This is a genomic window from Allobosea sp. Root483D1 (assembly GCF_001429505.1).
Taxonomy (GTDB): Bacteria; Pseudomonadota; Alphaproteobacteria; order Rhizobiales; family Beijerinckiaceae; genus Allobosea.
The window spans coordinates 502947-528991 of record NZ_LMJW01000020.1 but is presented as its reverse complement, the minus strand read 5'-3'; the positions used below and the strand labels follow the sequence as shown (position 1 = coordinate 528991).

Annotated in this window: 28 protein-coding genes and 1 tRNA gene; 17 read left to right on the top strand and 12 right to left on the bottom strand. The window is 66.5% G+C overall.

The window, feature by feature from the left end:
- Nucleotides 1-118 precede the first annotated feature (118 nt).
- The 3 genes from ASE66_RS21090 to ASE66_RS21080 all read right to left on the bottom strand — a co-directional run bounded on the left by ASE66_RS21090 (nucleotide 119) and on the right by ASE66_RS21080 (nucleotide 2846).
- Nucleotides 119-721 (bottom strand): TetR/AcrR family transcriptional regulator, encoded by a 603-nt coding sequence (locus ASE66_RS21090; RefSeq protein WP_244495004.1) that lies wholly within the window; start codon nucleotides 719-721, stop codon nucleotides 119-121.
- Nucleotides 722-723: 2 nt separating this feature from the next.
- Nucleotides 724-1902, bottom strand: a complete 1179-nt coding sequence (zapE, locus tag ASE66_RS21085) for a cell division protein ZapE (RefSeq protein WP_057191656.1) — start codon at nucleotides 1900-1902, stop codon at nucleotides 724-726.
- An 80-nt stretch (nucleotides 1903-1982) separates the two neighbouring features.
- A complete protein-coding gene (locus tag ASE66_RS21080; protein ID WP_244495003.1) occupies nucleotides 1983-2846 on the bottom strand; it encodes a LysR family transcriptional regulator in 864 nt (287 codons plus the stop codon).
- Nucleotides 2847-2943: 97 nt separating this feature from the next.
- Here ASE66_RS21080 and ASE66_RS21075 point away from each other — a divergent pair, with 97 nt between their 5' ends.
- Together ASE66_RS21075 and ASE66_RS21070 are read left to right on the top strand one after the other, a co-directional pair.
- Nucleotides 2944-3540 carry a LysE family translocator gene (locus ASE66_RS21075; RefSeq protein WP_057191654.1) on the top strand — a complete coding sequence of 199 codons (597 nt, stop codon included), beginning with the start codon at nucleotides 2944-2946 and terminating at the stop codon, nucleotides 3538-3540.
- A gap of 163 nt (nucleotides 3541-3703) precedes the next feature.
- Entirely contained in the window at nucleotides 3704-4321 is a 618-nt protein-coding gene (locus tag ASE66_RS21070) for a GNAT family N-acetyltransferase (RefSeq protein WP_057191653.1), read from the top strand.
- Nucleotides 4322-4342: 21 nt separating this feature from the next.
- On the opposite strand, the gene ASE66_RS21065 is transcribed toward ASE66_RS21070, so the two are convergent.
- A complete protein-coding gene (locus tag ASE66_RS21065; RefSeq protein ID WP_057191652.1) occupies nucleotides 4343-5065 on the bottom strand; it encodes an AprI/Inh family metalloprotease inhibitor in 723 nt (240 codons plus the stop codon).
- A 246-nt stretch (nucleotides 5066-5311) separates the two neighbouring features.
- On the opposite strand from ASE66_RS21065, the gene ASE66_RS21060 reads away from it, so the two are divergent.
- The gene (locus ASE66_RS21060) at nucleotides 5312-5740 is read left to right on the top strand and encodes a RidA family protein (RefSeq protein WP_057191651.1); all 429 of its coding nucleotides are present in this window, start codon (nucleotides 5312-5314) and stop codon (nucleotides 5738-5740) included.
- A gap of 8 nt (nucleotides 5741-5748) precedes the next feature.
- Here ASE66_RS21060 and ASE66_RS21055 read toward each other — a convergent pair whose 3' ends face one another.
- A complete protein-coding gene (locus ASE66_RS21055; protein ID WP_057191650.1) occupies nucleotides 5749-7326 on the bottom strand; it encodes a glucan biosynthesis protein in 1578 nt (525 codons plus the stop codon).
- 667 nt (nucleotides 7327-7993) lie between these two features.
- On the opposite strand from ASE66_RS21055, the gene ASE66_RS21050 reads away from it, so the two are divergent.
- The 4 genes from ASE66_RS21050 to ASE66_RS21035 all read left to right on the top strand — a co-directional run bounded on the left by ASE66_RS21050 (nucleotide 7994) and on the right by ASE66_RS21035 (nucleotide 12366).
- Complete coding sequence (locus tag ASE66_RS21050) at nucleotides 7994-9139, top strand: type III PLP-dependent enzyme (RefSeq protein ID WP_057191649.1); 1146 nt, start codon at nucleotides 7994-7996, stop codon at nucleotides 9137-9139.
- Between the two features lie 234 nt (nucleotides 9140-9373).
- Nucleotides 9374-9910 carry a GNAT family N-acetyltransferase gene (locus ASE66_RS21045; RefSeq protein ID WP_057191648.1) on the top strand — a complete coding sequence of 179 codons (537 nt, stop codon included), beginning with the start codon at nucleotides 9374-9376 and terminating at the stop codon, nucleotides 9908-9910.
- Nucleotides 9911-10033: 123 nt separating this feature from the next.
- Nucleotides 10034-10846, top strand: coding sequence for a phosphodiesterase (locus ASE66_RS21040; protein ID WP_057191647.1), 813 nt, complete (start codon nucleotides 10034-10036; stop codon nucleotides 10844-10846).
- 83 nt (nucleotides 10847-10929) lie between these two features.
- A complete protein-coding gene (locus ASE66_RS21035; RefSeq protein ID WP_057191646.1) occupies nucleotides 10930-12366 on the top strand; it encodes a homospermidine synthase in 1437 nt (478 codons plus the stop codon).
- A gap of 61 nt (nucleotides 12367-12427) precedes the next feature.
- On the opposite strand, the gene ASE66_RS21030 is transcribed toward ASE66_RS21035, so the two are convergent.
- Both ASE66_RS21030 and ASE66_RS21025 read right to left on the bottom strand, forming a co-directional pair.
- The gene (locus tag ASE66_RS21030; RefSeq protein WP_057191645.1) at nucleotides 12428-12733 is read right to left on the bottom strand and encodes a hypothetical protein; all 306 of its coding nucleotides are present in this window, start codon (nucleotides 12731-12733) and stop codon (nucleotides 12428-12430) included.
- Nucleotides 12734-12856: 123 nt separating this feature from the next.
- The gene (locus ASE66_RS21025) at nucleotides 12857-13912 is read right to left on the bottom strand and encodes a hypothetical protein (RefSeq protein WP_057191644.1); all 1056 of its coding nucleotides are present in this window, start codon (nucleotides 13910-13912) and stop codon (nucleotides 12857-12859) included.
- A gap of 451 nt (nucleotides 13913-14363) precedes the next feature.
- On the opposite strand from ASE66_RS21025, the gene ASE66_RS21020 reads away from it, so the two are divergent.
- The 3 genes from ASE66_RS21020 (at nucleotide 14364) to ASE66_RS21010 (ending at nucleotide 17456) form a co-directional block, all read left to right on the top strand.
- Complete coding sequence (locus tag ASE66_RS21020) at nucleotides 14364-15398, top strand: aspartate-semialdehyde dehydrogenase (RefSeq protein ID WP_057191643.1); 1035 nt, start codon at nucleotides 14364-14366, stop codon at nucleotides 15396-15398.
- A gap of 171 nt (nucleotides 15399-15569) precedes the next feature.
- A complete protein-coding gene (locus ASE66_RS21015; protein ID WP_057191642.1) occupies nucleotides 15570-16496 on the top strand; it encodes a DMT family transporter in 927 nt (308 codons plus the stop codon).
- Between the two features lie 72 nt (nucleotides 16497-16568).
- The gene (locus ASE66_RS21010; RefSeq protein WP_057191641.1) at nucleotides 16569-17456 is read left to right on the top strand and encodes an alpha/beta hydrolase; all 888 of its coding nucleotides are present in this window, start codon (nucleotides 16569-16571) and stop codon (nucleotides 17454-17456) included.
- Here ASE66_RS21010 and ASE66_RS21005 read toward each other — a convergent pair.
- Nucleotides 17429-18103, bottom strand: coding sequence for a TetR/AcrR family transcriptional regulator (locus tag ASE66_RS21005; protein ID WP_057191640.1), 675 nt, complete (start codon nucleotides 18101-18103; stop codon nucleotides 17429-17431). The two genes, ASE66_RS21010 and ASE66_RS21005, sit on opposite strands and share 28 nt — an antisense overlap.
- A gap of 149 nt (nucleotides 18104-18252) precedes the next feature.
- Here ASE66_RS21005 and ASE66_RS21000 point away from each other — a divergent pair, with 149 nt between their 5' ends.
- From ASE66_RS21000 to ASE66_RS20975, 6 genes are all read left to right on the top strand, one after another.
- Nucleotides 18253-19458 (top strand): HlyD family secretion protein, encoded by a 1206-nt coding sequence (locus tag ASE66_RS21000; protein ID WP_057191639.1) that lies wholly within the window; start codon nucleotides 18253-18255, stop codon nucleotides 19456-19458.
- Nucleotides 19459-19634: 176 nt separating this feature from the next.
- Nucleotides 19635-21224: a DHA2 family efflux MFS transporter permease subunit gene (locus ASE66_RS20995; protein WP_057191638.1), complete on the top strand. Its 1590-nt coding sequence runs from the start codon at nucleotides 19635-19637 to the stop codon at nucleotides 21222-21224.
- A gap of 169 nt (nucleotides 21225-21393) precedes the next feature.
- Complete coding sequence (irrA, locus tag ASE66_RS20990; RefSeq protein WP_057191637.1) at nucleotides 21394-21930, top strand: iron response transcriptional regulator IrrA; 537 nt, start codon at nucleotides 21394-21396, stop codon at nucleotides 21928-21930.
- Nucleotides 21927-22214, top strand: a complete 288-nt coding sequence (locus ASE66_RS20985; protein WP_057191636.1) for a bacterioferritin-associated ferredoxin — start codon at nucleotides 21927-21929, stop codon at nucleotides 22212-22214. Before irrA ends, ASE66_RS20985 begins: the two co-directional genes overlap by 4 nt.
- A gap of 112 nt (nucleotides 22215-22326) precedes the next feature.
- Nucleotides 22327-22815: a bacterioferritin gene (gene bfr / locus ASE66_RS20980; RefSeq protein WP_057191938.1), complete on the top strand. Its 489-nt coding sequence runs from the start codon at nucleotides 22327-22329 to the stop codon at nucleotides 22813-22815.
- Nucleotides 22816-22939: 124 nt separating this feature from the next.
- Complete coding sequence (locus ASE66_RS20975) at nucleotides 22940-23479, top strand: MOSC domain-containing protein (RefSeq protein WP_057191635.1); 540 nt, start codon at nucleotides 22940-22942, stop codon at nucleotides 23477-23479.
- 104 nt (nucleotides 23480-23583) lie between these two features.
- Here the strand turns inward: ASE66_RS20975 and ASE66_RS33735 are convergent, their stop codons facing one another.
- From ASE66_RS33735 to ASE66_RS20955, 4 genes are all read right to left on the bottom strand, one after another.
- The gene (locus tag ASE66_RS33735) at nucleotides 23584-24252 is read right to left on the bottom strand and encodes a cold-shock protein (RefSeq protein ID WP_057191634.1); all 669 of its coding nucleotides are present in this window, start codon (nucleotides 24250-24252) and stop codon (nucleotides 23584-23586) included.
- Between the two features lie 178 nt (nucleotides 24253-24430).
- On the bottom strand, nucleotides 24431-25150 hold the full coding sequence (locus ASE66_RS20965; protein ID WP_057191633.1) for a carbonic anhydrase: 720 nt from the start codon (nucleotides 25148-25150) through the stop codon (nucleotides 24431-24433).
- 71 nt (nucleotides 25151-25221) lie between these two features.
- The gene (locus tag ASE66_RS20960; protein WP_057191632.1) at nucleotides 25222-25536 is read right to left on the bottom strand and encodes a DUF167 family protein; all 315 of its coding nucleotides are present in this window, start codon (nucleotides 25534-25536) and stop codon (nucleotides 25222-25224) included.
- A 15-nt stretch (nucleotides 25537-25551) separates the two neighbouring features.
- On the bottom strand, nucleotides 25552-25832 hold a 281-nt coding region (locus tag ASE66_RS20955; protein ID WP_244495001.1), incomplete at its 3' end, for a YggT family protein.
- 110 nt (nucleotides 25833-25942) lie between these two features.
- Here ASE66_RS20955 and ASE66_RS20950 point away from each other — a divergent pair.
- Nucleotides 25943-26018 (top strand) — tRNA-Ala (locus ASE66_RS20950).
- Nucleotides 26019-26045: the final 27 nt, after the last annotated feature.

Sequence of the window (26045 nt, the reverse complement as noted above, 5' to 3'; positions counted from 1 at the left end):
TGGCCTTCAGATCACGGAATGCGTAGCAAAACCAATCCGTTAGAAGCTAACTCAGGAAAACGCGCCGTCAACCTCTCTTGAAAATGGGCGGTTACATTTTACAAAATCTGTCATTTTTTTAGATCACGCCGGTCGCAAGCGTGCGCAGCGCCACCCTGATCAGCGTAGCGAGCCTGGCGTCGACCGACTCCTGCGGGACATCCGCCTCCAGCTCCAGCGCCGCAGGATGGATGAAACGGTGCGTGGCATCGATCACGAAGGCGATAGCACGGTCGCGATCGCGCGGCTCGAAAGCCCCTGTCGCAATGCCGTCGTCGATCACGCGCTCGAACAAGGCGCGCACCCGGGTGCGGTTGCGCCGGCTGATGGCATGGCGCTTTGCCACCGCCTGCGACAGTGCCGCGAACAGATGCGGCTCCTCGTGCAGCAGGTTGCGGTTCGCCTTTGCGAGCGCCAGGATCAGGCGCTCGAGCTTGTCCTCGGCCGGGTCCGGCCCGTCGGCGATATCGGCAAGCGAGCGCTCGGCCGACTTCAACCAGACATCGACGACCGCATCGATCAGCGCCGTGCGCGAGGGAAAGTAGCGGTAGACATTGGCATGGGTCATGCCCGCCTCTTCCGCCACCGCGACCACGGTGAAGCGGCGCAGGCCGTGTAAGCGCAGATGCTCGCCGGCGACCGAAAGAATGCGCATCTCGCTCGGCTCGCGCGGCGTCGCCAAGGTCAGGTCTCCACCAGCCCGGTCGCGTCGCCGCTCGCGGCCGAGTCGGCCCGGCCATGCGGCAATGCGAGGTATTCCTCCGAGCGCATCTCGATCAGGCGCGACACCGTCCGGTCGAACTCGAAGGCCTCGCGGCCGCTCTGGGCGAGATAGAGACCGGTCGGCTCGGCGGCCGCCGAGGCGACGAGCTTCACATGGCTCTCGTAGAGCGTGTCGATCAGGATGATGAAGCGCTTGGCCTCGTTGCGCCGCTCCATATCCATAACCGGGATGTCGTCGAGGACCAGCGTATGGAAGTGCTGGGCGAGTGCGAGATAATCCGAGGCGCCATAGGCCTGGGCGCAGAGATCGGCGAAGCTCGCCCGCGCCACGCCGCCCGCCGCCTGCGGCAGTTTCAGTTCATGACCCTTGATCGTGATCGTCACCGGCGCGCCCTGCGCCACACCGGTGAGCTGGCTGAAGGCCTTGTCGAGCGCGGCCTTGGCCTCGTCGTCGGCGGGAACGTGATAGGTCGGCGCGCCACCGAGCTTCTCCAACCGAAAATCGGTGCGCGCCTCCAGCTTGACCACATCGACCTTGCTGGCGAGCATCTCGATGAAGGGCAGGAAGAGCGCGCGGTTGAGTCCGCCCTCATAGAGCCGTGACGGCTCGACATTCGAGGTCGCGACCACGATGACCCCGTCAGCGAACAGTTTCGTGAACAGCCGCCCGAGGATCATCGCGTCGGCGATGTCGGTGACGGTGAATTCGTCGAAGCAGAGCAGGGTCGCCTCTTCCGCCAGCTCGGCCGCCACCGGCCCGATCGGATCTGGTTCCTTGACCGTCCCGGCCTTGAGCGCCTGGCGGTAGGCGTGGATGCGCTCGTGGACATCGGCCATGAAGGCGTGGAAATGCACGCGCCGGCGTAGCCCGACCGGGACCGTCTCGTAAAACAGGTCCATCAGCATGGTCTTGCCGCGGCCGACCGAGCCCCAGATATAGAGCCCCTTGACCTCCTCCGCCGCCGGCTGCTTGCGGCCGAACAGCCAGCCGAGCGCGCTGCTCTTCTTCGCCAGCTTGCGGATGGCGAGCGTCTGAGACAGCGCCTGCAAGCGCCTGACGACGGCGACCTGCGCCGGATCGCGCTCGATCGCGCCCGAGGCGACGAGAGCGTCATAACGTTCGGGGAGCGTGGCGGACATGGCCTTCAGGCAGGAATGGGCGTCGTCCTTGGGGTTACGGCAGGGCTGGCCAGCCTGCAACCCTCTGCGAGGCCGGTGAGCTATGCGGCCTGCCGCGGACGCAACCAGCCGGCGCGCAGATAGCGGGCGAGCTCGCGCGCCGCCTCGGAAGGCTGCGAGCGCGACAGATGCAGCGTGATCGCGAAGGGTGGCAGCTCGGGCAAGCCTTCCTCCGAGCCGAGGATGTCGAGATCTGGCGGGACCGTGCAGGCGAGCCAGGCGGTGACGGCAAGGTCGGTCCTGACCGTTGCCGTGGTCGCATCGATATTGCCGTTCTCGAACACGCTGCGCCAGCCGCGGCCTTGTGCGTCGAGCGCTTCAGTCACCGCCGGACGGAAGGCACAGGTGTCGGCGACCAGCGACAGCGGCAAAGGCTGCTTCAGATGGGCGGTGCCGGCTTTGGCGCCGACCCAGACCAGCCGCTCGATGCCGAGGCATTCTCCTCCCGCCGCCGCGAGCGGTTCCTCGACCAGGGCCAGATCGACCTCGCCCTTGCCGAGCGCCTCCAGCAATTGCGGCGAGGAGGCACAGACCAGCGAGATCTCCACCAGCGGGCTCGCCTCGGCAAAGCCCTTCAGGATCGGCGCGAGGGAGATGCCGACGAGGTCATAGGGCACGCCGAGCCGCACCGCGCCGGCGAACCCCGTCGTCATCTCCGCCCAGATCTCGTCATTGAGGCCGATCAGCCGGCGCGCCTTGGCGAGCAGGCGATCGCCTGCCGCGGTCAGCTTCAGCCCGCGCCGCTCGCGCAGGAACAGAGCCTGCCCGAGCCGCCGCTCCAGCCGCATGATCTGCTGGCTGACGGCGCTCTGCGTCAGATGCAGCGCATTGCCGGCGACGGTCATGCTGCGATGGTCGGCAGCGGCGACGAAGGCCCGGATCAGTTCGAGGTCGAGATTGCGCATGCCGAGCATTATCAATCGTAATGCTGCATCGCTTCAACATTCGTTTTCATCATCCGTCACGCAAACCTAATCCCATGGCTCCCGCCCGGAGCCACCCATGTCACTCGACCAGGTCCTGCCGCTCATCGCCTTCGCCGCCATCTCGACCGTGACACCGGGCGCCACCACCACGCTCGCTACTGCGTCGGGCGCCCATTTCGGCTTTCGGCGTTCCCTGCCCTTCATGATCGGCGTCGCGATCGGATTGGCCGGGATGGCGGTCGCTGCAGCGGCAGGCCTTGCCGGCTTGCTGCTGGCGATGCCGTCGCTGGAATTCGCGATGAAGCTCGCCGGCTCGGCCTATCTGCTCTGGCTCGCTATCAGGATCGCGCGCAGCGGCCCGCCGCATCTCGACAGGAGTATCGCCAAGCCGACGAGCTTTGCCGGCGCGCTCTGGATCCAGCTTCAAAATCCCAAGGGCTGGGCGATGACGCTCGGCGCCGCCGCCTCGTTCGGCGAACTCGCCCGCGGCGCAGGCGAACTCGCCGCCTTGCTCGGAACCATCTTCGGCGTCCTCGCGCTGCTGTCGCTGATGCTCTGGTGCGTCGCCGGATTGCTTCTGGCGAAACTGCTGACGCAGGCTTGGCAGTGGCGCGTCCTAAACATCGCGCTCGCAGCAGCCCTTGCAGCCTCGATCGCGACGATGTGGCGTTAGCGCACGCCCTTAACCATTTCCGCCGTTTTTACAGTCAGTTAGCCGTAAATTGCCGCAATCGCGCCTCTTGTATTCCCAGATCGGAGGCGCATCTTGCGCTTCGAGTTAGGGAAGATTCGCCTCCTGGGGGTAGCGCCCATCCGCGCTTTCACAGGAGCTGCAATTGAATCGTTCGATCAAAGCTGGCGCCAAAGCCAGACACGGCGAGGTCAGGCGTCTCTGGCCTGCCGAGCGCGATCTCTTCACCGCCCATCTGCTTCGCCTCGACGCCGCAACGCGGCGCGAGCGTTTCGGGACGGCGGTCACAGATGAGTTTCTCACGAGCTATGCCGAGACCACCTTCGGCGTCGGCGGACTCGTCTACGCCTATGTCGAGGCCGGCGAGGTCCGCGGCGCCGCGGAGCTGCGCGGGCTGGAGGAGATCATCGTCCAGACCGGCGAAGCCGCCTTCAGCGTCGAGCGCGACTGGCGTCGGCGTGGTATCGGCGAAATCCTGTTCGGCCGCCTGATCACGGCGGCGCGCAACCGCAACATCCGCACGCTCTACATGACCTGCCTGCCCGAGAACGCCGCGATGCGGAATCTCGCGCGCAAGTTCGAGGCCGAGATGGTCGGCGGCTACGCCGATGTCGAGGGCCGGATCGCCACCGGCGCGCCGACGCCGTTCACCCTGCTCGACGAAGCGATGGACAACGCCCGCAGCTTCGCGACCCTGTCGCTCTCGCTGCAGCGCAGTTTCTGGCCCTCGGCCCTGTTCGGCCGGAGCGCCTCGCGGCACTGACCTTACGGCAAGGCGCCGGGCTCAGCGATTCATCGAGAGCCCGGCGCCCGATTTCGTGATCGCGCCGTTCATGGCGCCGCCGCTGCCGACGCGCAGGCGCGCCACCACCGAGCCGCCGCGCTGATAGAGATAGACCTCGCCGTCACGGTAATCCCAGGCGTTGACCTGCTGCAGGTCGCGATTGCTGCAGCCCGTGGCGTTGGCGCGGTAGAGATCGAGCGAGGGCGAGCTCGAGAGCTGCACCCGGCAGGAACCGCCGGTCGCCTCCTGCGCCGTCCAGTTGCCGATGACGCCGTCGCGCGTGGAGACCGCACCACCGCGGGTCGAGCCGCCGCCTGGCGTCGCACCGGGATTGGCGTTGGCGACCTGATTGCTCGGCGGCGCCGGCTCGACCGGGCGCTGCTGCACTGGCGGCGGCTGCCCCGGCTGTGCTGCCTGCGGATCGAAGAACGGATCGTTCTGTGGCGGCATGCCCGGCGCCGGACCACCAGGCGGATAACCGCCCGCTTGCGGCGGCGGCCCGCTCGGATAGCCTCCCGGCGGCGGCAGTGGCTCGGACGTGATCGGTGCCGATTGAATCGGCGGCGCCGACTGGATCGGCTCGCCGTAAACCGGCGCCCGGGCCACGGCCTGCCCCGAACCGGAGCCATACCCGTCAAAGCGCTGCGAGCCAGCGCAAGCGGTCAGCAGCACGAGAGGCAGCAGGCTCGCAGCCCGCAGCAGCGCAGAAGTCTTCAAGCTCATCCCCGTCATCTTGATAGCCTGGAGCCCGGCCCGATCTGTACCACAGAGGCAAAGACGGATTCACCGACCGGGTTGTTCCAACCTGATCGGATCCGGCTCTGACCGTCCGCGGCATTATGGTCATGCCGCGTGAACGTGACATGAGCGCCTTCAAGGCCGCAAAGGGGGCGCCGGTCAAGTCTCAACATGGTTTTGCAGTGGCGGCCCGGCATGGCAGAACGGTGCCCCGACCATCCGGACCATCAGATGAAGCCGCTCAATCCTTCCTCGATCCGCGCCCCTTTCGCCCGCTACAGCCATGGCGCCGAGCTGCCGGCCGGCCAGCGCCTCGTGTTCTGCTCCGGCCAGCTCGGCATCTCGGCCGACGGCACGATCCCCGAAGGCGCCCGGGAGCAGGCCGATCTCTGCTTCGCCAACATCGCGGCGATCCTGGGCGAAGCCGGGATGACGTTGAAGGACATCGTCCGCATCAACGCCTATGTCACCGACCGCGCCCATATGAAGGGATATATGGAGTCACGCGACGCCCATGTCGGCACCCCGCCGCCAGCCTCGACCCTGGTGATCGTCTCCGGCTTCACCCTGCCCGAGTTCAAGATCGAGATCGAGGTCGTCGCCGCTGCCCCCGAGAAGCGGCGCAAGCCGACGCGCAGCAAGACCGCCCCGCAGTTCTAAGCTGGCCGTCAACTCGCGTCGGGCGCCCGCCAGGGGAAGCTCCAGGTCTCCGTCAGCGTCTTGCTGCCGCTCTTCAGGAAGGCGCGCATTTCCGCCAACTGGCCCGGCTCGACCACGATATCGATGAAGGCGCGAAAACCGTCCGTCTTCGGGTTCGGCACCAGGAAGGCCCGGTTGATCCGGCCATAGGCGATCGAAGGCACGATCTCGACCTTTTCCGGCTGCTTCAGGTAGTAGCCGAGATCGCCGCCGGCGAAGTCGACGATGAAGCGCCTTGCATTCTCCGTCACCGGCTCGCCCGAGCCGAGCGCCTTGGGCTTGGCCTGATAGGTGTTGATCGCCCGCCCGCCGGGATGCAGGTCGCTGGAATCGACCATCGCGGTCAGCTTGTAGCCGAAACGGAACTCGCGGCCCGGCTCCAGCGCCAGCTTCGGCGCCCAGAGCGCGACGATGTTGTCGTTGGTCTCGTCGGTGGTCGGCAGTTCGATCAGCTCGACCACGCCTTCGCCCCAGTCGCCCTGCGGCTCGATCCAGTAGGACGGGCGCAATTCATAAGCGAGATCGAGATCCTGATAGTGCTCGAAGACGCGGTCGCGCTGCATCAGGCCGAAGCCGCGCACATTGCGCTCGACGAAGGACGAGGCGGCCGGGACCCGGGCATTGCGCAGCGGCCGCCAGATCCACTCGCCGGTGGCGGAATGAATCATCAGCCCGTCGGAATCGTGCAGCTCGGAGCGGAAGTCGTCATGGAAGCGCCGGTCGTTCTCGCCGGTGAAGAACATCGAGGTCAGCGGCGCCAGGCCCAGCTTCTCGATCGGCTTGCGCGGGAACAGCGCCGCGCCGACATCGACCACGCTGTCGCCGTCCGGATAGATATGGAAGCGATAGGCCCCCGCGACCGAGGGCGAATCGAGCAGCGCATAGACGGTGACGCGCTCGGCGTCGGCCGTCGGCGTCTCCACCCAGAACTCGCGGAAGATCGGGAATTCCTCGCCGCCCGGCATGCCCGCGCCGATGGCGAGGCCGCGCGCCGAGAGGCCATAGCGCTGGCCGCGCCCGAGCACGCGGAAATAGCTGGCACCGATGAAGGAGATCAGCTCGTCGAAGATGCGGGGATCGTTGAGCGGATAGTGCAGGCGGAAGCCGGCGAAGCCGAGATTGACCGGCAGCGGCTTGTCGAACTTGGTCCGCCCGTAATCGAAGAGGTTGGCGGCATAGGGCACCGGCATCGGCACGCCATCGCGGATCACGTTCACCGTCACAGGGCGGGTGAACAGGAAGCCGGGATGGAACATCTGCATGCGGAAGCCGGAATTCGACTGGGCGAGCAAAGCCCGCTCCGGCCGGAAGCGGATTTCGCGCCAGGCGTCGAAATCGAGCCGCGTCAGCGCCTCCGGCAATGCCGGCCCCGCTTCATAAGGAACGGCGGCGATCTCGCGGGCCCGGCGGGCGACCTCTTCGAAGCCGAATCGCGGCTGCGGCGGCGCCTGCTCCGGTTGCTGCGCCAGCAAAGCCTGCGGCGCGGCGGTGGCGCACAAGGCGGCGCTCAGTCCAGCCAGAACCCGCCGGCGATCGGTAACCGTCATGATCGAAGCTCGCCCCATAGAAATAAAGCGCGCGAAGGCGCGCTGCGCCAACGACTTAGGCGATGAAATGGGGCTGGTCTAGGGCACAGTCGCGGCCCACGTCGGCCAACATCTAGAGACCGTGACGGCAGCGCCCTCCCGCCCACGTCCCGTCCTTTAAAAAATCCGATCCTGGCCGTCAGAAAAAACTTGAAGCCGGGGGCACCCATCCGTATATGGAGCTCACCCAATTCGCACGTGCCTGTGGCCGCGTGTCAGTCGGTGGGCATCCGGACAAGAGGCCGGACAGCCGCCCAGGTGTTGGAGACGGATGGAGGGGGATGGATATCCCCTCAAATCACGCTCCCGGTTTCCTCCCAAGGGAAACTGTCATCGAACAGCGACTGGCAGCCGGAGGCGAAACCGGCGAACCCCGAATCTCCACGGGGGACGCAGCTTAAAGCAACGACGGAACGGGCTTTTTTTGGTCTCGCTGGTCCTCCAAAGACCAGCACCGAAGAGGCTTGTCCTTCATTGCCGGGCGTGCGGGGTCTCCCCAAGCGACGGTTATCAGAGTCCGAATGTCACGTTCGGCTGTTCTCGGCGTCTCCATCGCGCCTTGAATCGCTGACGCGTCAGCCGGCTTCATGTCGCATCGGCGCCGCCTGCGCCGTAGGAGAAGCGTCTCATGACCGAGCGCATCCGTGAATTTCTGCGTGACCGCCGCGAGGATGGTCCCTGCGTCGTGATTGACCTCGAGGTCGTGCGCGAGAACTATGTCGCCTTCTCCCGGGCGCTGCCGGACACCCGCGTCTTCTACGCGGTCAAGGCAAACCCTGCGCCGGAAGTGCTGCGCCTCCTGGCCAAGCTCGGCTCCTGCTTCGATTGCGCCTCGGTCGTCGAGATCGAGCTCGCTCTTTCGGCCGGCGCCACGGCGGATCGCATCTCCTTCGGCAACACCATCAAGAAGGAGCGCGACGTCGCCCGCGCCATGGAGCTCGGCGTGCGCCTGTTCGCCGTTGACTGCCAGGCCGAGGTCGAGAAGGTCGCCCGTGCCGCCACGGCCACCAAGGCCGAGGGTGCGCGCATCTTCTGCCGCATCCTCTGCGACGGCGCCGGCGCCGATTGGCCGCTCTCGCGCAAGTTCGGCTGCGTGCCCGAGATGGCAGCGGACGTGCTCGAGCACGGCCATCGCCTCGGCCTGCAGGCCTATGGCATCTCGTTCCATGTCGGCTCGCAGCAGGCGAATGTGAACGCTTGGGATTCGGCCCTGGCCTCGGCCTCGGCCGTGTTCAAGGAGTGCGCCACCCGCGGTCTCTCGCTGTCGATGGTCAACCTCGGCGGCGGCTTCCCGGCGCGCTACCTGAAGCCCATCCCGGGCGTTCCGGCCTATGGCGATGCGATCTTCCAGGCGCTGTCGAAGCATTTCGGCAACCGTCTGCCGGAGACCATCATCGAGCCGGGCCGCGGCATGGTCGGCGAAGCCGGCCTGATCGAGGCCGAGGTCGTGCTGATCTCGAAGAAGAGCGAGGACGACCAGGTTCGCTGGGTCTATCTCGACATCGGCAAGTTCAACGGTCTTGCCGAGACGATGGACGAGGCGATCCGTTACCCGATCCGCACGATCCGTGACGGCGACGCCACGGTTCCCTGCGTGCTGGCCGGCCCGACCTGCGATTCGGTCGACGTCATGTACGAGAAGACCCCGTACATGCTGCCGTTCAGCCTCGAGATCGGGGACAAGGTCCTGATCGAGGGCACCGGTGCCTATACGACGACCTACTCGGCCGTCGCCTTCAACGGCTTCCCGCCGCTGAAGCAGTACGTCATCTGACGAATAGGGGCGCGCCACCGCGCCCCTGACCAATCGGGTCCGGCGAAGCGCCCTGCCACCTATCGGCAGGCTGCCCGGGAAACCGGGCGGAGCGTTCGTGCCTCCAAGAATGGGGCGCGCGGACGTGGCTCCCGCCGGCCCCTCTTCCACACATCCCTGTTTGCTTGTGGCCGCCTGTTCGGGCGGCGCCGGGAAGGTCCGCGAGATGGCGGACGCTCCGGTAGGAGGTGCGTCATGATCACGATCCGCGACGAGATCGACACCGATGTCCCGGCCCGCGAGGCCCTGCTCGACCGCTGCCTCGGCGAGCGCCGCATGTCGAAGTCGAGCGAGCGCCTGCGCGAAGGCCGCCTGCCCGCCGAGGGCCTCGCCCTGACGGCCGAGCGCGACGGCGTCGTCGTCGCAACCGTGCGCCTCTGGCATGTCGAGGCCGATGGCAAGCCGGCGCTGCTGCTCGGCCCGCTCGCGGTCGCGCCCGAATTGCAGGGCGAAGGTCTCGGCAAGGCGATGATGCGCGAGGCGATCTGGCGCGCCGCTTGCCGTGGCCATGGCGCGATCCTGCTCGTCGGCGACGCGCCCTATTACGAGCGCTTCGGCTTCACGCCTGAGCCGATAGCCGATCTTTCCATGCCCGGCCCGTTCGAGCGCGAGCGCTTCCTCGGCCTGGAATTGCGTGACGGCGCGCTCCAGGGCGCGAGCGGCGTGCTGAAAGCCACGGGGGCGCTCGTCGCAGCCGACGGAGCGGAAGGTCTCCGACGTCGCGCCGCCTGACTGCGCACTCGGATCGTAGTCGATCCGTCATCAAATCACGTCATTGAAGCCCGCGCGGCCTTGGCCGCGCGGGCTGCCGTCAGGTAAGGCGGTCCCGGCTGCCTCCCTGACGAAGAAGACGACATGCTGATCGCCCATCTTTCCGACCTGCACATCTGCCCGCCGGGCCGGCTCGCCCTGAAGGTCTCCGACACGATCGGCATGACCCGGCGCGCCTTCGAAGCCGTCGCCACCCTGCCCGTCCGGCCGGACGTCCTCGTCATCACCGGCGACCTCACCGAGAGCGGCTTGCCGGAGGAATATGCGCTCGTCCGCTCGATGCTGGAGACGCTCGGCCTGCCGACGCTGCTGATCCCCGGCAACCACGATGTCCGCAAGGCGATGGTCGCCGGGCTCGACCTTGGCCCCCATGCCGATCTCACCGGCGGCTTCATCCAATTTTCAGCCGATCTCGGCCCTGTCAGGCTGATCGGCCTCGACACCCTGCTGCCCGGCTCCAGCGCCGGCGCGATCTGCGACATGCGTCTCGACGTCCTCGAACGGGCGCTGGCGGAAGCTGACGGCCGGCCCGTCGTCCTGTTCACGCACCACCCGCCCTTCTCCTGCGGCCTCGGCTACATGGACGCGGTCATGCTCAAGGACGGCGCGGAGCGGCTGACCGAGATCGTCTCGCGACACCCGAACATCGAGCGCGTGCTCAGCGGCCACCATCACCGCCCGGTCCAGGTGCGCTATGCCGGCACGATCGGCCAGGTCGTGCCCGGCGTCGCCCACCAGGTCATCCTCGACCTGACGCCGGGGGCGCAGGCGCGCTTCCTGATGGAGCCGCCGGCCTTCATGCTGCACTCCTGGCAGCCCGGCTCCGGCCTGATCTCGCACATGGCCTATGTCGGCGCCTTCGAGGGGCCCTACCCGTTCAGCCTCGGCAAGGAGTGAGTTCGCCGGCATTGACGCCGGAGAGCCCGCCCCATACCAGCGTCCGCTTATCCCACAACCAGACCACCCAGGAGTTGAAAAGAATGATGGATTGGCCCGTACACGGCGAGATCAGCGGCCCGATCGTGATGATCGGCTTCGGTTCGATCGGCCGCGGGGTACTGCCGCTGATCGAGCGGCATTTCAAATATGACAAGAGCCGGTTCGTGGTGATCGCACCCGACGACGACAACCGGGCCCTTCTGGACGAGCGCGGCATCCGCTTCATCCATGAAGCCGTGACGCTCGAAAACTACAAGACCATGCTCGAGCCGCTGCTGACCGCTGGCGGCGGGCAGGGCTTTTGCGTCAACCTGTCCTGCGACACGGGCTCGCGCGACCTGATGGAATTCTGCTCCAGCCTCGGAGCCCTCTATATCGATACGGTCAACGAGCCCTGGCTCGGCTTCTATTTCGACCAGAGCAAGGGCCCGGCCGAGCGCTCGAACTATGCGCTGCGCGAGATGACGCTCGCCGCCAAGCGCGCCCGCGCCCCGGGGTCGACGACGGCTGTCTCGTGCTGCGGCGCCAATCCCGGCATGGCCTCCTGGCTGGCCAAGAAGGCCCTGCTCAACCTCGCCGCCGATCTGCGCCTGAACCTGCCCCAGCCGACCACCCGCGAGGAATGGGCCGCGCTGATGCAACATGCCGGCGTCAAGGGCATCCATATCGCCGAGCGCGACACGCAACGCTCGCGCAATCCCAAGCCGCAGGGCGTCTTCGTCAACACCTGGTCGGTCGAAGGCTTCATCTCGGAAGCCCTGCAGCCCTCCGAACTGGGCTGGGGCACGCATGAACGCTGGATGCCGGAGAACGCCCACACGCATGAGACCGGATCGCAGGCCGCGATCTATCTGATGCAGGCGGGTGCCGAGACCAAGGTCCGGAGCTGGTGCCCGACGCCCGGCCCGCAATACGGCTTCCTCGTCACGCACAACGAGGCGATCTCGATCTCTGATTATTTCACCGTACGCGACGACAGCGGCAAGGCCGTCTACCGGCCGACCTGCCACTACGCCTATCATCCGGCCAATGACGCTGTGCTGTCGCTGCACGAGATGTTCGGCAATGCCGGTCGTCCGCAGGAAGAACAGCACATCCTCGAGGAAAACGAGGTCGTCGACGGTATCGACGAGCTCGGCGTGCTGCTCTACGGCCACGCGAAGGGCGCCTACTGGTTCGGATCGCAGCTCTCGACCGACGAGGCGCGCACCCTGGCCCCCTACCAGACCGCGACCGGCTTGCAGGTGACGTCTGCCGTGCTCGCCGGCATGGTCTGGGCTTTGGAGAACCCGCGCGCCGGCATCGTCGAGGTCGAGGAGATGGACGTCGAGCGCTGCCTTGCGATCCAGCAGCCCTATCTCGGCCCCGTCGCCGGCTACTACACCGACTGGACCCCGCTCGATGGCCGCCCGGGCCTGTTCCCGGAGGATATCGACACCTCCGACCCCTGGCAGTTCCGCAACATCCTGGTGCGGTGACGCCAAAGATAAAAAAAGGCCCGCCTCACGGCGGGCCTTTTCATTTCGAGCTTGCCGCCGCTCAGAAGCGCGGCGTCGAGAAGCTGTTGGCGAAGGGGTTGGCGCCCGAGCCGATGCGCGAGGGCAGCGTGGCTTCGCCATAAAGCTCGCCTGCCGCGGAATAGACTGGGCTCGCCACGATGTTCTGCGTCGCATAGCGGTTCATGCTGCCGACGGGCACGACATTGCCCATGTCGAAATAGCTGCGCTTCTGCACGATGACGCGCAGGGGCTTGCGTTGCTGCTGGGCTTCCGCGACCGATGCAGCGAAGGTGACGGCTGCGACGGACAAGGCCAAGCCGGCGGCGAGGCGAGAAAGCGAACGCATGACGATCTCCTGAGGCGGTTGCCTCCGCCGAAGCTGCCGGCGGATCGGCTGTCGCTGACGATACAACCTCAGAGTTAATGCTTTTGTTGCGGCTCGCCAGTGCAGGACAGCCACACGAGGCCGTTACCGCGCCTGCGCCTGCTTGCCGCTGGTCGGCCTTAGGGCCGGCGCCTTGGCGTCGGCGTCGAGCCAGGAGCCCTTGCGGCCGGTCGCGGCGAGCCGCGGCACCGAGCAGCCCTGCCGGCGGTTGAGCTCAGTGCGGGCGAAATTGGCGCGCAGCTCCGGATCGTCGCCGGCGCTCAGAAGGTCGATCCGGTCGATCAGGCAGATCAGTTGCGCCCGGTCGGCGGGCTTGGCCTCGCTGCCGCACCACCAGCCCGAGAAGGAGAGATGCGCCGCCGCGTCGAGATGACGGAAAGCGATGCAGGCCCGCCCGGCCGCGCCGTCGCTCAGGCCGATATCGGCGGTCTCGACGGTGCCGAACTTGGTCTCGATCGTGGTCGCCGCGCCGCTGCGCCCGACCGAGAGGCCTCGCGCCGCGCTCTCGCGCACAAGACCGATCACGAAGGGCTGCGACACGCCGGCAAGCGCCTTCTGCGCCTGCGCATCGCGATTGACCTGGAACTTGAGCGACAGGAACGATTTGCCGTCGTCGAACGCGCCGAAAGTCAGCACGTCCTCGCGACGCTGGCCGTCCTCGCTGCGCCGCGCTTCATAGGCGCTGCGCTTGTCGAGTTCCGGCGATTCCACGCCGAAAAGCGCGATCGGGCGGCCGATCGTCACCCAGCCCTCCTGTCCAGAAGCAATCGGCAGTGCCTGCGTGCGGACATCGCGCACCACGGGAGCGGCCGAAGCCTCCGTCAGTGTCAGGCTGGCGAGCGCTGGCTCCGAAGAACCGGAAGAGAGGCCGGCCACGAGCATGGCTGTCAGGCTCACGCCGGTCAGCGCTGCGAGGCCGCGCCAGACCAGGCCGCCGGTCAAGCCGATCGCGCCGGAGCGCAAAGCACGCCGCACCGGCCGCAGGATCCGGGCGAAGCCGGCTTCGGTGGCGTCGGCGAGGTCGACCAGTCGCGCGGCGAGGTCGAAGCGGCCCGGAGCGGTCGCAGCCAGGCCTTGCAGGCGCGGCTGCAGGCGCAGCTTGAACCGTTGCCAGATGGTGCTGATCTCGTCCCCGGACACGACAGAACCCAACCCGTTGGACGGCTCGCTCCCCTGCAAGCCGCCTCGCCCCACTCGCAGGGAGCTTTCGCTGGCCGCGATGAGCAGGCCGTTACCGGGCGCCTTCCATCACGAAACAGGGTCAATGGCCGGTAAGGAGGCAGGGTTAACGTCGGCGCCACGGGCCAGGTGATTGACTTTTTACGGCGGCTTGTGTTTGGGATGGCGCGCCGGACGCTTCTCCTCCGGCTTCGCGATGATGTTCAGCTCTGGTTGGTTCCGTGACGTTCGCTCTGACGACGAAAACCACGACCAAAACGACGGCCGGGAAAACCCGGACGTCGCACTGACACGTCGCCTCGATTCCGGGATCTCCCCCCCGGCCGGGGTCAACCGGCCGAACCCGCAAGCGAGATCAGCGGCGACGGCCTCCCGGGGAGGCTGAACCGGTTTCGCCAGAAGGAATTCCAGCATGAGCTTCAAGGTCGCGATCGTCGGCGCCACGGGCAATGTGGGCCATGAGATGCTCGACATCCTCGCCGAGCGCGCTTTTCCCGTCAGCGAGGTGGTGGCGCTCGCCTCCTCGCGCTCGATCGGCACGGAGGTCTCGTTCGGCGACAAGACGCTGAAGGTGAAGGCGCTTGAGCATTACGACTTCTCCGACACCGATATCTGCCTGATGTCGGCGGGCGGGGCCGTCTCGAAGGAATGGTCGCCGAAGATCGGCGCGCAGGGCTGCGTCGTGATCGACAACTCCTCGACCTGGCGCATGCATCCCGACGTGCCGCTGGTCGTGCCCGAGGTGAATGCCGCGGCCGCTGCCGGCTTCACCAAGATGAACATCATCGCCAATCCGAACTGCTCGACCGCCCAGCTCGTCGTCGCGCTGAAGCCGCTGCATGACCGCTTCGGCGTCAAGCGCGTCGTGGTCTCGACCTATCAGTCGGTCTCCGGCGCCGGCAAGGAGGCGATGGACGAGCTCTTCAACCAGACCCGCGCGGTCTTCGCCGCCGGCGAGGTCCAGGTGAAGAAGTTCCCCAAGCGCATCTCCTTCAACGTCATTCCGCACATCGACGTCTTCATGGAAGACGGCTTCACCAAGGAAGAGTGGAAGATGATGGCGGAGACGAAGAAGATCCTCGATCCGAAGATCAAGCTGACCGCGACCTGCGTGCGCGTGCCGGTCTTCATCGGCCATTCCGAGAGCGTCAACATCGAGTGCGAGAAGCCCGTCACCGCCGACGAGGCGCGCGAGGTGCTGCGCACCGCCCCTGGCATCCTCGTCATCGATAAGCACGAGCCCGGTGGCTACATCACCCCGCACGAGGCAGCCGGCGAGGACGCGACCTACATCTCGCGCATCCGCGAGGACGCCACCGTCGAGAACGGACTCGCCTTCTGGTGCGTCTCCGACAATCTGCGCAAGGGCGCGGCGCTCAACGCGGTCCAGATCGCCGAGGTGCTGGTCAATCGCAAGTTGATCCAGCCGCGCAAGCAGGCGGCCTGATAACAGGCCCCGCGATTTAAAGAAAATTTCAAGGCGGGCCCTGCGTCCGCCTTTTTCTTGCGCGACGCATGGCGGCCGTGCCGGATTTGCGCAAGGGTTCGCCATGATCCTCGGCTAGGGTCGGCCTCTCACCGAGATTCGCCGAAGACCTTGCCCGACACCTTGACCAGAGTGCCTCTGCCGGTCGACCCAGCTCCGGCCGAGCCGCCGCAGCGACCTGCGTCACGGCACGACAACAGTCTGCGCGCCATCGGCCTGATGCTGCTCGGCAGCGTCTTCCTCTCCGCCGCCGACGTCGCCTCGAAATACCTCACCGCCACGACGCCGGCCATCCAGGTCGTCTGGCTGCGTTATGCGGCCTTTGCGCTGATCATGCTGGCCGTCGCCGCCCCCGGCGGCTTCAAGCAGCTGAAGCCGCGGCGCGCGAGCATGCAGATCCTGCGCGGCGTCGCCGTCACGGTCTCCTCGATCCTCTTCGTCTCGTCGCTCAAATATCTGCCGATCGCCGACGCGACCGCGACGAGCTTCGTCTCGCCGCTCTTCGTCACCGCCCTGTCGATCCCGATCCTCGGCGAGAAGATCGGCTGGCGCCGCTGGACCGCGACCGCGGTCGGGCTGGTCGGCGTGCTGATCGTCGTCCGTCCGGGCGGCAGCGACTTCCAACTCGCCTCGATATTGCCGGTGCTGTCGGCGGTAACCTGGGCGTTCGCGCTGATCGTCACCCGGATGATGAGCGCGACCGAGAACCCGGTGACGACGCTCGCCTGGTCGGCGGTCGTCGGCTGCCTCGTGCTGTCCGCACTGCAGCCGCTGACCTGGCAGCCGCTGTCGACCGAGGCGCTGCTCGTCGGCCTCTTCATCGGCGTCTCCTCGACTGTCGGCCACTGGTTCATCATCCAGGCTTTCCGGCATGCCGACGCCTCGCTGCTGGCGCCCTTCTCCTATGTCCAGCTGCTCTGGGCCTCGGCCTTCGGCTTCATCCTGTTTTCGGTGCTGCCCGACGCCTTCACCTGGTTCGGCTCGGCGATCATCATCGCCTCCGGCCTCTACACCGCCCATCGCGAGCGCATCAGGGCGCGCAAGGTCACGGGCCAGTAGACGAAATCCTGCATCCAGCCGGCGGGTAGCGCTCTATCCAGAGTGTCGCCCTCATCCTAGCCTCGCATCGCCATGGCCTCTCTCATCGACCTCGGCCGCCGCGCCGTCCTCGCCGCCGGCTCGGCACTGCTATCGGCCTGCTCGCCGCTCGGCCTGCTCAATGCCTTCACCCCGGCCGATGCTGGCGGCCGCCTTGCAGCCGGCGGCATCGCCTACGGCCCGGACGCGCGCCACAGGCTCGACGTCTACGTGCCGGAGCAAGGCGCGGACCGCGCGCCGGTCATGGTCTTCCTCTATGGCGGCGGCTGGAACAATGGCGAGCGTGCCGATTATGCCTTCGTCGGCCGCGCCTTCGCGGCGCAGGGCTTCGTCACGGTCATCCCCGACTATCGGCTGGTGCCCCAAGTGCGTTTCCCCGCCTTCGTCGAGGACGGCGCACTTGCCCTGCGCTGGGTGCGCGACCACATCGCGGCCTATGGTGGCGATGCTGCCGGCATTGCGCTGAGCGGCCATTCGGCCGGCGCCCATATCGCGATGATGCTGGCGCTGGACCGGCGTTTTCTCGCCCGTGCCGGCCTGCCGCCGGGCTTCGTGCGCAGCGCCATCGGGCTCGCAGGCCCCTATGATTTCCTGCCGTTCGACGATCCGCGCAGCATCGCCGCCTTCGGCGAGTTCCCGCGACCGCGCGAGACCCAGCCGATCAGCTTCGCCGACGCTCACGCGCCCCGCGCCTTCCTCGCAACTGGTGACGAGGACGAAACGGTCAGGCCGCGCAACAGCGTCTCACTGGCTGAAAAGCTCCGGGCGACGGGAGCAGCAGTCGAGTTGAAGACCTATCCCGGCCTCGGCCATGCCGGCATCCTGCTCGCGCTGAATACCGGTTTCCGCAGCCGCGCTCCGGTCCTTGCCGATATCGTGCGCTTCGCCAAAGCTCAGGGCTTCGCGGGCAGCCGCCGATAGCGTGCCATGAAGGTCGCCACCGCCTCGCCGACGACATGGGCTATCTCGCCCTCGCTCGGCGGCGTGCGCAGCGCATTGAACAGGCGCGGCCGCATCAGGGTCGACTGCGAGAGATCGACGAACTGCGCCGCCGCCAGGGCCGTGTCCGCGATCGCCAACTCGCCCTTGGCGACGCGCTGATCGAGGAAGGCGGCCAGATGCCGCGCGCCCTGCATCGGGCCGCGCTCGTAGAATTCGCGGCCAAGTTCGGGCATCCGCTCGGCGACCCCCAGCACGATGCGGTGGGCGCTCAGTGCGAACGGGCCGGTCAGCAGGCGCACCAGCCCCGTGCCGAAACTCGTCAGCGCCAGCGTGAGATCCGGCTCCTCGGCCAGCGCCTCGTACATGCCCTGCTTCTGCTTCTCGCGCTCACGCTCGATCAGCGCGACGAAGAGATGTTCCTTGTCCTCGAAATAGACATAGAGCGTGCCCTTGGAGACGTTCGCCGCCGCGGCGATGTCGTTCATGCTGGCCGCGTCGAAGCCTCGCGCCGTGAACACGGCATGCGCCCCTTCGAGGATCTGATGGCGCTTCTCGGGGTCGGCCCCGGCGACGCGCCGGTTGCGAGAGATCACCTTGATATGTCGCGGCTCAAGCGTCGCGGTCATCGTGTTCCATCCGTTTCGCGCATGTTCGCGCTTGCAAAAATAATCGAACCGATCGGTTCGATTTCCTCTTGATATGCACTGCGTACGGCGCTATTTCAAGCGCAATCGAACCAAGCGGTTCGAAACCAGATCGTCAGGGCATTGTCACCATGACTGCCGAATCCGCCGTTGAAAAGCGCCTCGAGCCGCGTCGCGACCGTTTAAAGCTGGTCGATCCAGTACTCGAGCAGACGCCTGCTCCCATCGAGGCCCGCAAGGCCGGTGAGGACACCGCCGCCCCGCCACAGGCGGGTGACAAGCCGGCGCCCAAGCGGCGCGGCGCCAAGCGCATCGCCCTCATCCTCGTCGCCGGCACCGCCCTCGCCGCCGGGCTCTGGTACGGTGTCGACTGGTGGCGCAATGGCCGCTTCATCATCTCGACCGACGACGCCTATGTCGGAGCCGAGATGGCGACGATCTCGGCCAAGCTGCCCGCCAACATCGCCACGATCTCGGTGACGCAGAACCAGGAGATCAAGGCCGGCCAGCAACTGGTCAAGCTCGACGACGGCGACCAGCGCATCGCGCTGGAGAGCGCACAGGCCAAGAGCGCGACCGCCAAGGCCACGCTCTCGCGCATCGATGCCCAGGTCGAGGCCGCCCGCGCCAGCCTGCTGCAGGCGCAGGCGCAGCAGGCTTCGGCCGAGGCCGCCGTCACCCGCACCGCCGCGGATTTCGAGCGCGCTCACAACCTCGCCGCCAAGTCCTATGGCTCGCAGGCGACGCTCGACGCCGCCACCGCAGCGCGCGATCAGGCCGTTGCCTCGCTCGCCAGCGCCAAGGCCGGCGTCGTCCAGGCACAGGCCAATATCGAAGTGCTGAAGGCACAGCGTGTCGAGGCCGCCCGGCAGATCGACGAGCTCAAGGTCGCCGAGGACAAGGCCACGCGTGACCTCTCCTTCATGATGATCGCCGCGCCGATCGATGGCCTCATCGCCAACACCAACATGCAGCTCGGCGACCTCGTCAGCGCCGGCAAGCGCCTGATGTCGATCGTCCCGCTCGACAAGGTCTATGTCGACGCCAACTTCAAGGAGACGCAGGTCGGCCCGCTGAAGATCGGCGACAAGGCGAAGATCACCATCGACGCCCTGCCCGGCCAGGTCTTCGACGGCACGGTCAGCGGTATCGCCGGCGGCACCGGCTCGGTCTTCACCCTGCTGCCGCCAGACAACGCAACCGGCAACTTCACCAAGATCGTCCAGCGCGTGCCCGTCCGCATCGCCCTGTCGCCGGAATCGGCCGGCAAGCATGTGCTGCGCCCGGGCATGTCGGTCGTGGTCTCGATCGATCCGCGGCCGAACGCTCGCAACTGAAGATTTCCGGGCCCTCGACCCGAGGAGCCATTTCCGACCGGGAAATGGCGATGTGCTGAGGTTCAATCGCCCCTTCTGGGCCAAAGCGCACCGCGCCTCACGGCGCTCCTCGGGTCGGGGGCCCGGCCCGCAACCCAAGCTGAAGCCCGAAGCTGTAACCTGTCTTGGAGGCCGGCATGGCCACCGCCACGACCGCCTTGCCGGCCGCTGCCGCGCCGGCCGAAGACGCCATCCCGATGCGCCGGATCTTCGCCTTCCTGGCGATGGTCTTCGGCATGTTCATGGCGATCCTCGACATCCAGATCGTCTCGGCCTCGCTCGCCGAGATCCAGGCCGGCCTGTCGGCCTCCAGCGATGAGATCGCCTGGGTCCAGACCGCCTATCTGATCGCCGAAGTCATCATGATCCCGCTCTCCGGCTATCTCAGCCGGGCGCTGTCGACCCGCGTCTTCTTCTCGATCGCCGCCGCCGGCTTCACCGTCGCGAGCATCCTCTGCGCCACCTCGAGCTCGATCAACGAGATGATCCTGTGGCGCGCGATCCAGGGCTTCATCGGCGGCGGCATGATTCCCGGCGTCTTCGCCGCGGCCTTCACCATCTTCCCGGCCTCGAAGCGGCCGATCGTCTCGCCATTGATCGGCCTGATCGCGACGCTCGCGCCGACCATCGGCCCGACCGTCGGCGGCTATCTCAGCCACGCATTCTCCTGGCACTGGCTCTTCCTGGTCAATGTCGTGCCCGGCATCGCCGTCACCATCGCTGCGTGGAAGCTGATCGACTTCGACAAGCCCGATCACAGCCTGCTCAAGCGCTTCGACTGGGTCGGGCTCCTGTCCATGGCCGCCTTCCTCGGCAGCATGGAGTACGTGCTCGAAGAGGGCACGCGGCTCGACTGGTTCGAGAGCCACGAGATCGTTCTGTTCACCGGCGTGATGATCATCGGCGCCATCATGTTCTTCTGGCGGGCGCTGACGCGCGACGATCCGCTGGTCGATCTCTACGCCTTCCGGAACCGCAACTTCGCCTTCGGCTCGCTGTTCTCCTTCACCATGGGCATCGGCCTCTATGGTCTGACCTATCTCTACCCGGTCTATCTTGGACGCATCCGCGGCTATGACGCGCTGATGATCGGCGAGACCATGTTCGTCACCGGCCTCGCCATGTTCCTGACCGCGCCGATCGCCGGCCGTCTCTCGGCCAAGCTCGACCCGCGCATCATGATGATGATCGGCTTCGGCGGCTTCGCGCTCGGCACCTGGCTCGCCTCGGGGATCACCGCCGACTGGGACTTTCACGAACTGTTGATCCCGCAGATCCTGCGCGGCTGCTCGCTGATGCTGTGCATGGTGCCGATCAACAACCTGGCGCTCGGCACCTTGCCGCCCCAGCAGCTCAAGAACGCCTCGGGCCTCTACAACCTGACCCGCAATCTCGGCGGCGCGGTCGGCCTTGCGGTGATCAACACCCTGCTCAACAGCCGCACCGACCTGCACATCGCCCGCCTGCACGAAGCCGTCGCCGCCGGGCGCCAGATCGCCGAGGAGAACCTCGCCTCGATGACCCAGCGCTTCATCGAGTACGGCGACGCCGCCCAGTCCATGGCGCTGAAGCTGCTGACGCAGCGGGCTCACAAACAGGCGCTGGTCATGGCTTTCGGCGATGTCTTCCTCGGCCTGACCTTCATTTTCGCCGCGCTGGTGCTGCTCGCCATTTTCATGAGCAAGCCGCCGGCGGCCGCACCGGGCGGCGGCGGCAGCGGGCACTGATGCCTCCGGAGTGAGGCCTCCTGCGCCGTGGACAACCCCCTGATGCGTCATGCCGCAGGGTATGAAGAATTGACAGTTAGCTTCAGAGAAGGCAAAAATACCAATAATATCAGTAGTTTAGATGAATTCTAAACTACGGAGACACCGATCTTCGAGTTGGAAGGCGTTCATGAGCATTCTGTCCCTCAAGGATGGCAGCCCGGTGCGAGCCCAGGTGGACCAACAGATTCCCTGGCCGCAGAAGGCGCCCGCCGCCTGCCCGATCAGCGCGGTCAAGTCGCGGCTGCGTAGCGTCGGCCTCCGGCCCACGCGCCAGCGCATGGCGCTCGGCTGGCTGCTCTTCGCCAAGGGCGACCGCCATGTCAGCGCCGAAATGCTCTACGAGGAGGCGCTGCGCGCCCGCGAGCCGCTCTCGCTCGCGACCGTCTACAACACGCTCCGCCAGTTCTCCGAAGCCGGCCTGCTGCGCCAGGTCTCGGTGTCGGGTCCCAAGACCTTCTTCGACACCAACGTCTCGGAGCACCACCACTTCTACAACGAGGACGACGAGAGCGTCGTCGACATTCCCGGCTCCGAGATCCACGTCTCGGGCCTGCCGGTCGCGCCGGAAGGCATGCTGATCTCCTCGGTCGAGGTGATCGTGCGGCTGCGGCGCGCCGATGGCGAGGAGACGGTGACGAAGGTCGCCGGGGGCCACCGGGCGTGATCGTCTGCTCCTGCAACGTTCTCTCCTGTCGGCAGATCAAGAACACGATCGCGCCGGACGGCAGCGGGCCGCGCACCGCGGGCGAAGCCTATGACTGCCTCGGCTGCAGTCCCGATTGCGGCCGCTGCGCCCGCGAGGTGCGCAGCCTGCTCGCCGAGGCGCGCGCCGCCTGCGCCAGCCAGTGCCATAGCTGCGCCAGCCGCGATCTCGAATGCGCCGTGCATGTCTCCGTCGGCCTGATGATGGCGGGTGTCGAAGAGAACGACGACCGCGTCGCCGCCTGATCGACGCGGCACGATTTTTCTCCCGCAAAGCGCCCGATCTACCCTTCCCTTTCTGCTCCGGCCGCTCTACATTAGGATCATTCTAATGTAACTCATTGCGATGGAGAGCGGCATGAAGGGCGACAAGAAGGTCATCGAATACCTCAACAAGGGCCTGCGCTCCGAGCTCACGGCCATCAACCAGTACTGGCTGCACTACCGGATGCTCGACAATTGGGGGCTGAAGGACATGGCCAAGACCTGGAAGAAGGAATCGATCGAGGAGATGGTCCATGCCGACCGTTTCGTCGACCGCATCCTCTTCCTCGAAGGTTTTCCGAACCTGCAGACGCTCGACGCGCTGCGCATCGGCGAGAACGTCAAGGAAGTGATCGAGTGCGACCTCAAGGCCGAGGTCGAGGCGCGCAGCCTCTATCAGGAAGCGGCGAAGTACTGCCGCGATGTCGGTGACTACCCGTCCGAGGACCTGTTCAAGGCGCTGATGAAGGACGAGGAAGGCCATATCGACTTCCTCGAGACGCAGCTCGACCTGATCGGCCGCATCGGCCTCGAACTCTACACCCAGAAGCATGTCGGCGGGCTCGAGGGCGACGAGCATTGAACGATCACTGTTGAAGGGGCGATCGACCGGGCCTGGTGACAGGCCCGGTTTTTTGTCGCGCCCCCGGCTCCCGAATCGTCACGCCTCGTGCCAGAGAGCGGCCACCAGCATGGAGGTCAGGGCGATGGGAACGATCGTAGCCGTAGCGCGGGACGAGGGTCACCGCTTCAGCAAGCCGGTCCTGCCGACGATTCGGCTGCTTGCCGGCCTTGGTGTCGAGGGTGACGCCCATTGCGGCGAGACGGTGAAGCACCGCTCGCGCGTCGCCGTCGATCCGACGCAGCCCAATCTGCGCCAGGTCCACCTCATCCACGCCGAATTGTTCGAGGAGCTCGCAGGCAGGGGCTTCCCGCTCCGGCCGGGCGACATGGGCGAGAACCTCACCATGCGCGGGCTCGACCTGCTCGCCCTGCCCGCCGGCACCCGCCTGCGGCTCGGCTCCGAGGCGCTCGTCGAGGTCACCGGCCTGCGCAACCCGTGCGTCCAGATCGAGGCCTTCCAGCCCGGCCTGCTCAAGGCCGTGCTCGGCCGCGACGCGAACGGAAACCTGATCCGCAAGGCCGGGGTCATGGCGATCGTGCTCGAAGGCGGCGACGTCCGGCCCGGCGATTCGATCGGCGTCACCTTGCCAGCCCCGCCACACAAAGCCCTTGAACGCGTTTGAGGCGGCGGAGCCTTCCGGCCCGCCGCCTCATCGATATGTCAAAACCTATTGTCCCGGTCAGGCTGGTTCAGCCTGACCGACCACATCCGCTCGCGACCAGCCTCTCAGAGGAAGCTGATGTTGGCGGCCTCGGGGCCCTTCTTGCCGGCACGAATCGAGAAGCGCACGCGCTGCCCGTCCATCGGCGGCTGCAGGCCGCTGCGGCTCAGCGACGAGACGTGCAGGAACACGTCTGGCCCGCCCTGGTCCGGGGCAATGAAGCCGAAACCGCGCTCGGTGTTGAAGAACTTCACCGCGCCGTCGAACGGCCCCTCCATCGGGGCGCTGGCGCCGCGATCGAAGCCGCCGCGATCGCCGCCGCGGTCGAAGCCACCGCGGTCACCGCCGCGGTCGTAACCGCCGCCGCCACCGCCATAGCCGCCGCCGAAATCGTCACGCGGCGGGCGCGGCGAGAACGGACGGCCACCGCCGCCAGGACCGCCGGCGCCACGCGGCGCGGCGGGAGCCGCGGTCGAGGCGTCGATCTCGTGGACGGAGACGACCTGAAGGCCGCGCCGGCCTTCGCCGAGATCGCAGATGATGGTCGCACCGGGCTGCAGGTCCTGCGGATCCTGCGGGCCGATGGCCGAGATGTGAAGAAACACGTCACCAGAGCCATCCGCCGGAGAGGCAAAGCCGAAGCCTTTCTCCGGATCGAACCACTTGACCTTGGCTTCGATATTCTCGTGGGTGACGAAGGGCGCCGGGGCGGCGGGCTTGCGACGATCGAACATGCAGCTTCAACGATAGTGACCGGGAGAGCGCAATCTAGCGCAAGCTTCCGGGTTCGTCATCGGTGCGGCGCAGCAAAAATGCCCGTCCGGCGAAATCCTGCCGGATTGCAAATTTTTTCCCCAGCGACGCCGTTTAAAGCGGCGGATTGTTCAAAATTCACCCTATCGGGAGCAGACGTCAACCATCCTGTCCCGGCTCGGCCTCCGAGCAGCGGATCATCTGCACTTTTTTCGGCATCTCGCCGACCGCCGGAACGAACTGCCCTGACTGCGGATCGAGCAACATCAGCTCGCCGGTCGCGACCGCGAAATAGGCGCCGTGCAGGTGCAGGCGGCCCTTGCCCTCGAGGATGCTGATGCAAGGAAAGGTGCGCAGATTGGCGAGCGATTGCTGAATCGAGAGCAGAGCGAGGCGCTCGACATAAGCCTCGAAGCTCTCATTGCGGCTGCGTCCGCCCGAGCGGCGCGCCGCCGGCTCGATCAGCGTGATCCACTTGCCGATGAAGTCGCCGGGCGAGAGCGGTCCCTGCGCATCGTCGGCGAAAGCCCTGATGCCGCCGCAGCGGCCATGCCCGAGCACGACGATATGCTCGACCTTGAGTGCCTGCACGGCGTATTCGAGCGCGGCGGATGTTCCGTGCAGTTGATCGTCGGGCGAGAAGGGGGGGACGAGATTGGCGACATTGCGCGCCACGAACATCTCGCCCGGGCTCGCATCGAAGATCACCTCCGGCGAGACTCGCGAATCGCAGCAGCCGATCAACATGATCTTCGGCGTCTGCCCGCTCTCGGCGAGTTCCTCGTAGCGGCTCTTCTCGCGCGTGAAACGATCGTCGAGGAAGGCGCGATACCCCTCCGTCAGGCGCTGGGGGAACGGCTGAGACGTTGGCTGGTCCATGGGCGCAGTTGGGCCAGAAGGCGAGTACCCTCGTCAAGAGCCATCGCCAGTGATTCTGCTGCAATGCAGCATCAAATCTCGCAAAGCCGCTTCTGCAATCGCGCCGCCAGCGCTTCGCCATCGCCGTGAACCAGGATGCGCTTCAGGCGCGCGCTCGCGCCGGCCGTCAGCGACACCTGCGAGCGGGAGACCTGGAATTCCCTGGCCAGGAGCGCGATCAGCGCGGCATTGGCCTCGCCCTCGCTCGGAGCGGCCCTGACCCTGGCTTTCAGCACCTCGCGCCCATCGGCCAGCATCTCGACGCCGTCGAGACCGTCACGCCCGCCGCGCGGCGTCAGGCGAATGGCGATCGCAAGCCCGTCCGTCGTGACGGACCAGGCCGCCATCCGGCTAGAACACGNTTGGGGTAGATGTAGCGCTGGATCACGCTCTGGATGAAGAAGATCAGCAGCAGCAGGATGATCGGCGAGATGTCGATGCCACCGAGATTGGGCAGCATGTTGCGGATCGGCCGCAGCGCCGGCTCGGTGATGCGGTAGAGGAAATCCCAGACGGCCGAGACGAACTGGTTGCGGGTGTTGACGACGTTGAAGGCGATCAGCCAGCTCAGCACCGCCGAGGCTATCAGGATCCAGACATAGAGGTTCAGCGCCAGCATCACGACGTCGAGAACGGAACGCATCGAGCAGGATCTCCGAGAAGGCCGGGCGCTCCGCCAGAGGGCACCCACAAAACTCCTGTCGCAAGCGATTGACAGAAGCGCGACGCAAGGCCTAGAAGGCCAGCGCCCTGGGGGCTGTAGCTCAGATGGGAGAGCGCTGCAATCGCACTGCAGAGGTCAGGGGTTCGAATCCCCTCAGCTCCACCAGGCCAACGACAATTCGTTGATCTCCCG

Excerpts from the sequence above, each read along its gene's own strand:
- zapE (WP_057191656.1), bottom strand. The coding sequence starts at position 1,902 with ATGTCCGCCACGCTCCCCGAACGTTATGACGCTCTCGTCGCCTCGGGC.
- ASE66_RS21080 (WP_244495003.1), bottom strand. The coding sequence starts at position 2,846 with ATGCGCAATCTCGACCTCGAACTGATCCGGGCCTTCGTCGCCGCTGCC.
- ASE66_RS21075 (WP_057191654.1), top strand. The coding sequence starts at position 2,944 with ATGTCACTCGACCAGGTCCTGCCGCTCATCGCCTTCGCCGCCATCTCG.
- ASE66_RS21065 (WP_057191652.1), bottom strand. The coding sequence starts at position 5,065 with ATGAGCTTGAAGACTTCTGCGCTGCTGCGGGCTGCGAGCCTGCTGCCT.
- ASE66_RS21060 (WP_057191651.1), top strand. The coding sequence starts at position 5,312 with ATGAAGCCGCTCAATCCTTCCTCGATCCGCGCCCCTTTCGCCCGCTAC.
- ASE66_RS21055 (WP_057191650.1), bottom strand. The coding sequence starts at position 7,326 with ATGACGGTTACCGATCGCCGGCGGGTTCTGGCTGGACTGAGCGCCGCC.
- ASE66_RS21050 (WP_057191649.1), top strand. The coding sequence starts at position 7,994 with ATGACCGAGCGCATCCGTGAATTTCTGCGTGACCGCCGCGAGGATGGT.
- ASE66_RS21045 (WP_057191648.1), top strand. The coding sequence starts at position 9,374 with ATGATCACGATCCGCGACGAGATCGACACCGATGTCCCGGCCCGCGAG.
- ASE66_RS21040 (WP_057191647.1), top strand. The coding sequence starts at position 10,034 with ATGCTGATCGCCCATCTTTCCGACCTGCACATCTGCCCGCCGGGCCGG.
- ASE66_RS21035 (WP_057191646.1), top strand. The coding sequence starts at position 10,930 with ATGATGGATTGGCCCGTACACGGCGAGATCAGCGGCCCGATCGTGATG.
- ASE66_RS21030 (WP_057191645.1), bottom strand. The coding sequence starts at position 12,733 with ATGCGTTCGCTTTCTCGCCTCGCCGCCGGCTTGGCCTTGTCCGTCGCA.
- ASE66_RS21020 (WP_057191643.1), top strand. The coding sequence starts at position 14,364 with ATGAGCTTCAAGGTCGCGATCGTCGGCGCCACGGGCAATGTGGGCCAT.
- ASE66_RS21010 (WP_057191641.1), top strand. The coding sequence starts at position 16,569 with ATGGCCTCTCTCATCGACCTCGGCCGCCGCGCCGTCCTCGCCGCCGGC.
- ASE66_RS21005 (WP_057191640.1), bottom strand. The coding sequence starts at position 18,103 with ATGACCGCGACGCTTGAGCCGCGACATATCAAGGTGATCTCTCGCAAC.
- ASE66_RS21000 (WP_057191639.1), top strand. The coding sequence starts at position 18,253 with ATGACTGCCGAATCCGCCGTTGAAAAGCGCCTCGAGCCGCGTCGCGAC.
- ASE66_RS20995 (WP_057191638.1), top strand. The coding sequence starts at position 19,635 with ATGGCCACCGCCACGACCGCCTTGCCGGCCGCTGCCGCGCCGGCCGAA.
- irrA (WP_057191637.1), top strand. The coding sequence starts at position 21,394 with ATGAGCATTCTGTCCCTCAAGGATGGCAGCCCGGTGCGAGCCCAGGTG.
- bfr (WP_057191938.1), top strand. The coding sequence starts at position 22,327 with ATGAAGGGCGACAAGAAGGTCATCGAATACCTCAACAAGGGCCTGCGC.
- ASE66_RS20975 (WP_057191635.1), top strand. The coding sequence starts at position 22,940 with ATGGGAACGATCGTAGCCGTAGCGCGGGACGAGGGTCACCGCTTCAGC.
- ASE66_RS33735 (WP_057191634.1), bottom strand. The coding sequence starts at position 24,252 with ATGTTCGATCGTCGCAAGCCCGCCGCCCCGGCGCCCTTCGTCACCCAC.
- ASE66_RS20965 (WP_057191633.1), bottom strand. The coding sequence starts at position 25,150 with ATGGACCAGCCAACGTCTCAGCCGTTCCCCCAGCGCCTGACGGAGGGG.
- ASE66_RS20960 (WP_057191632.1), bottom strand. The coding sequence starts at position 25,536 with ATGGCGGCCTGGTCCGTCACGACGGACGGGCTTGCGATCGCCATTCGC.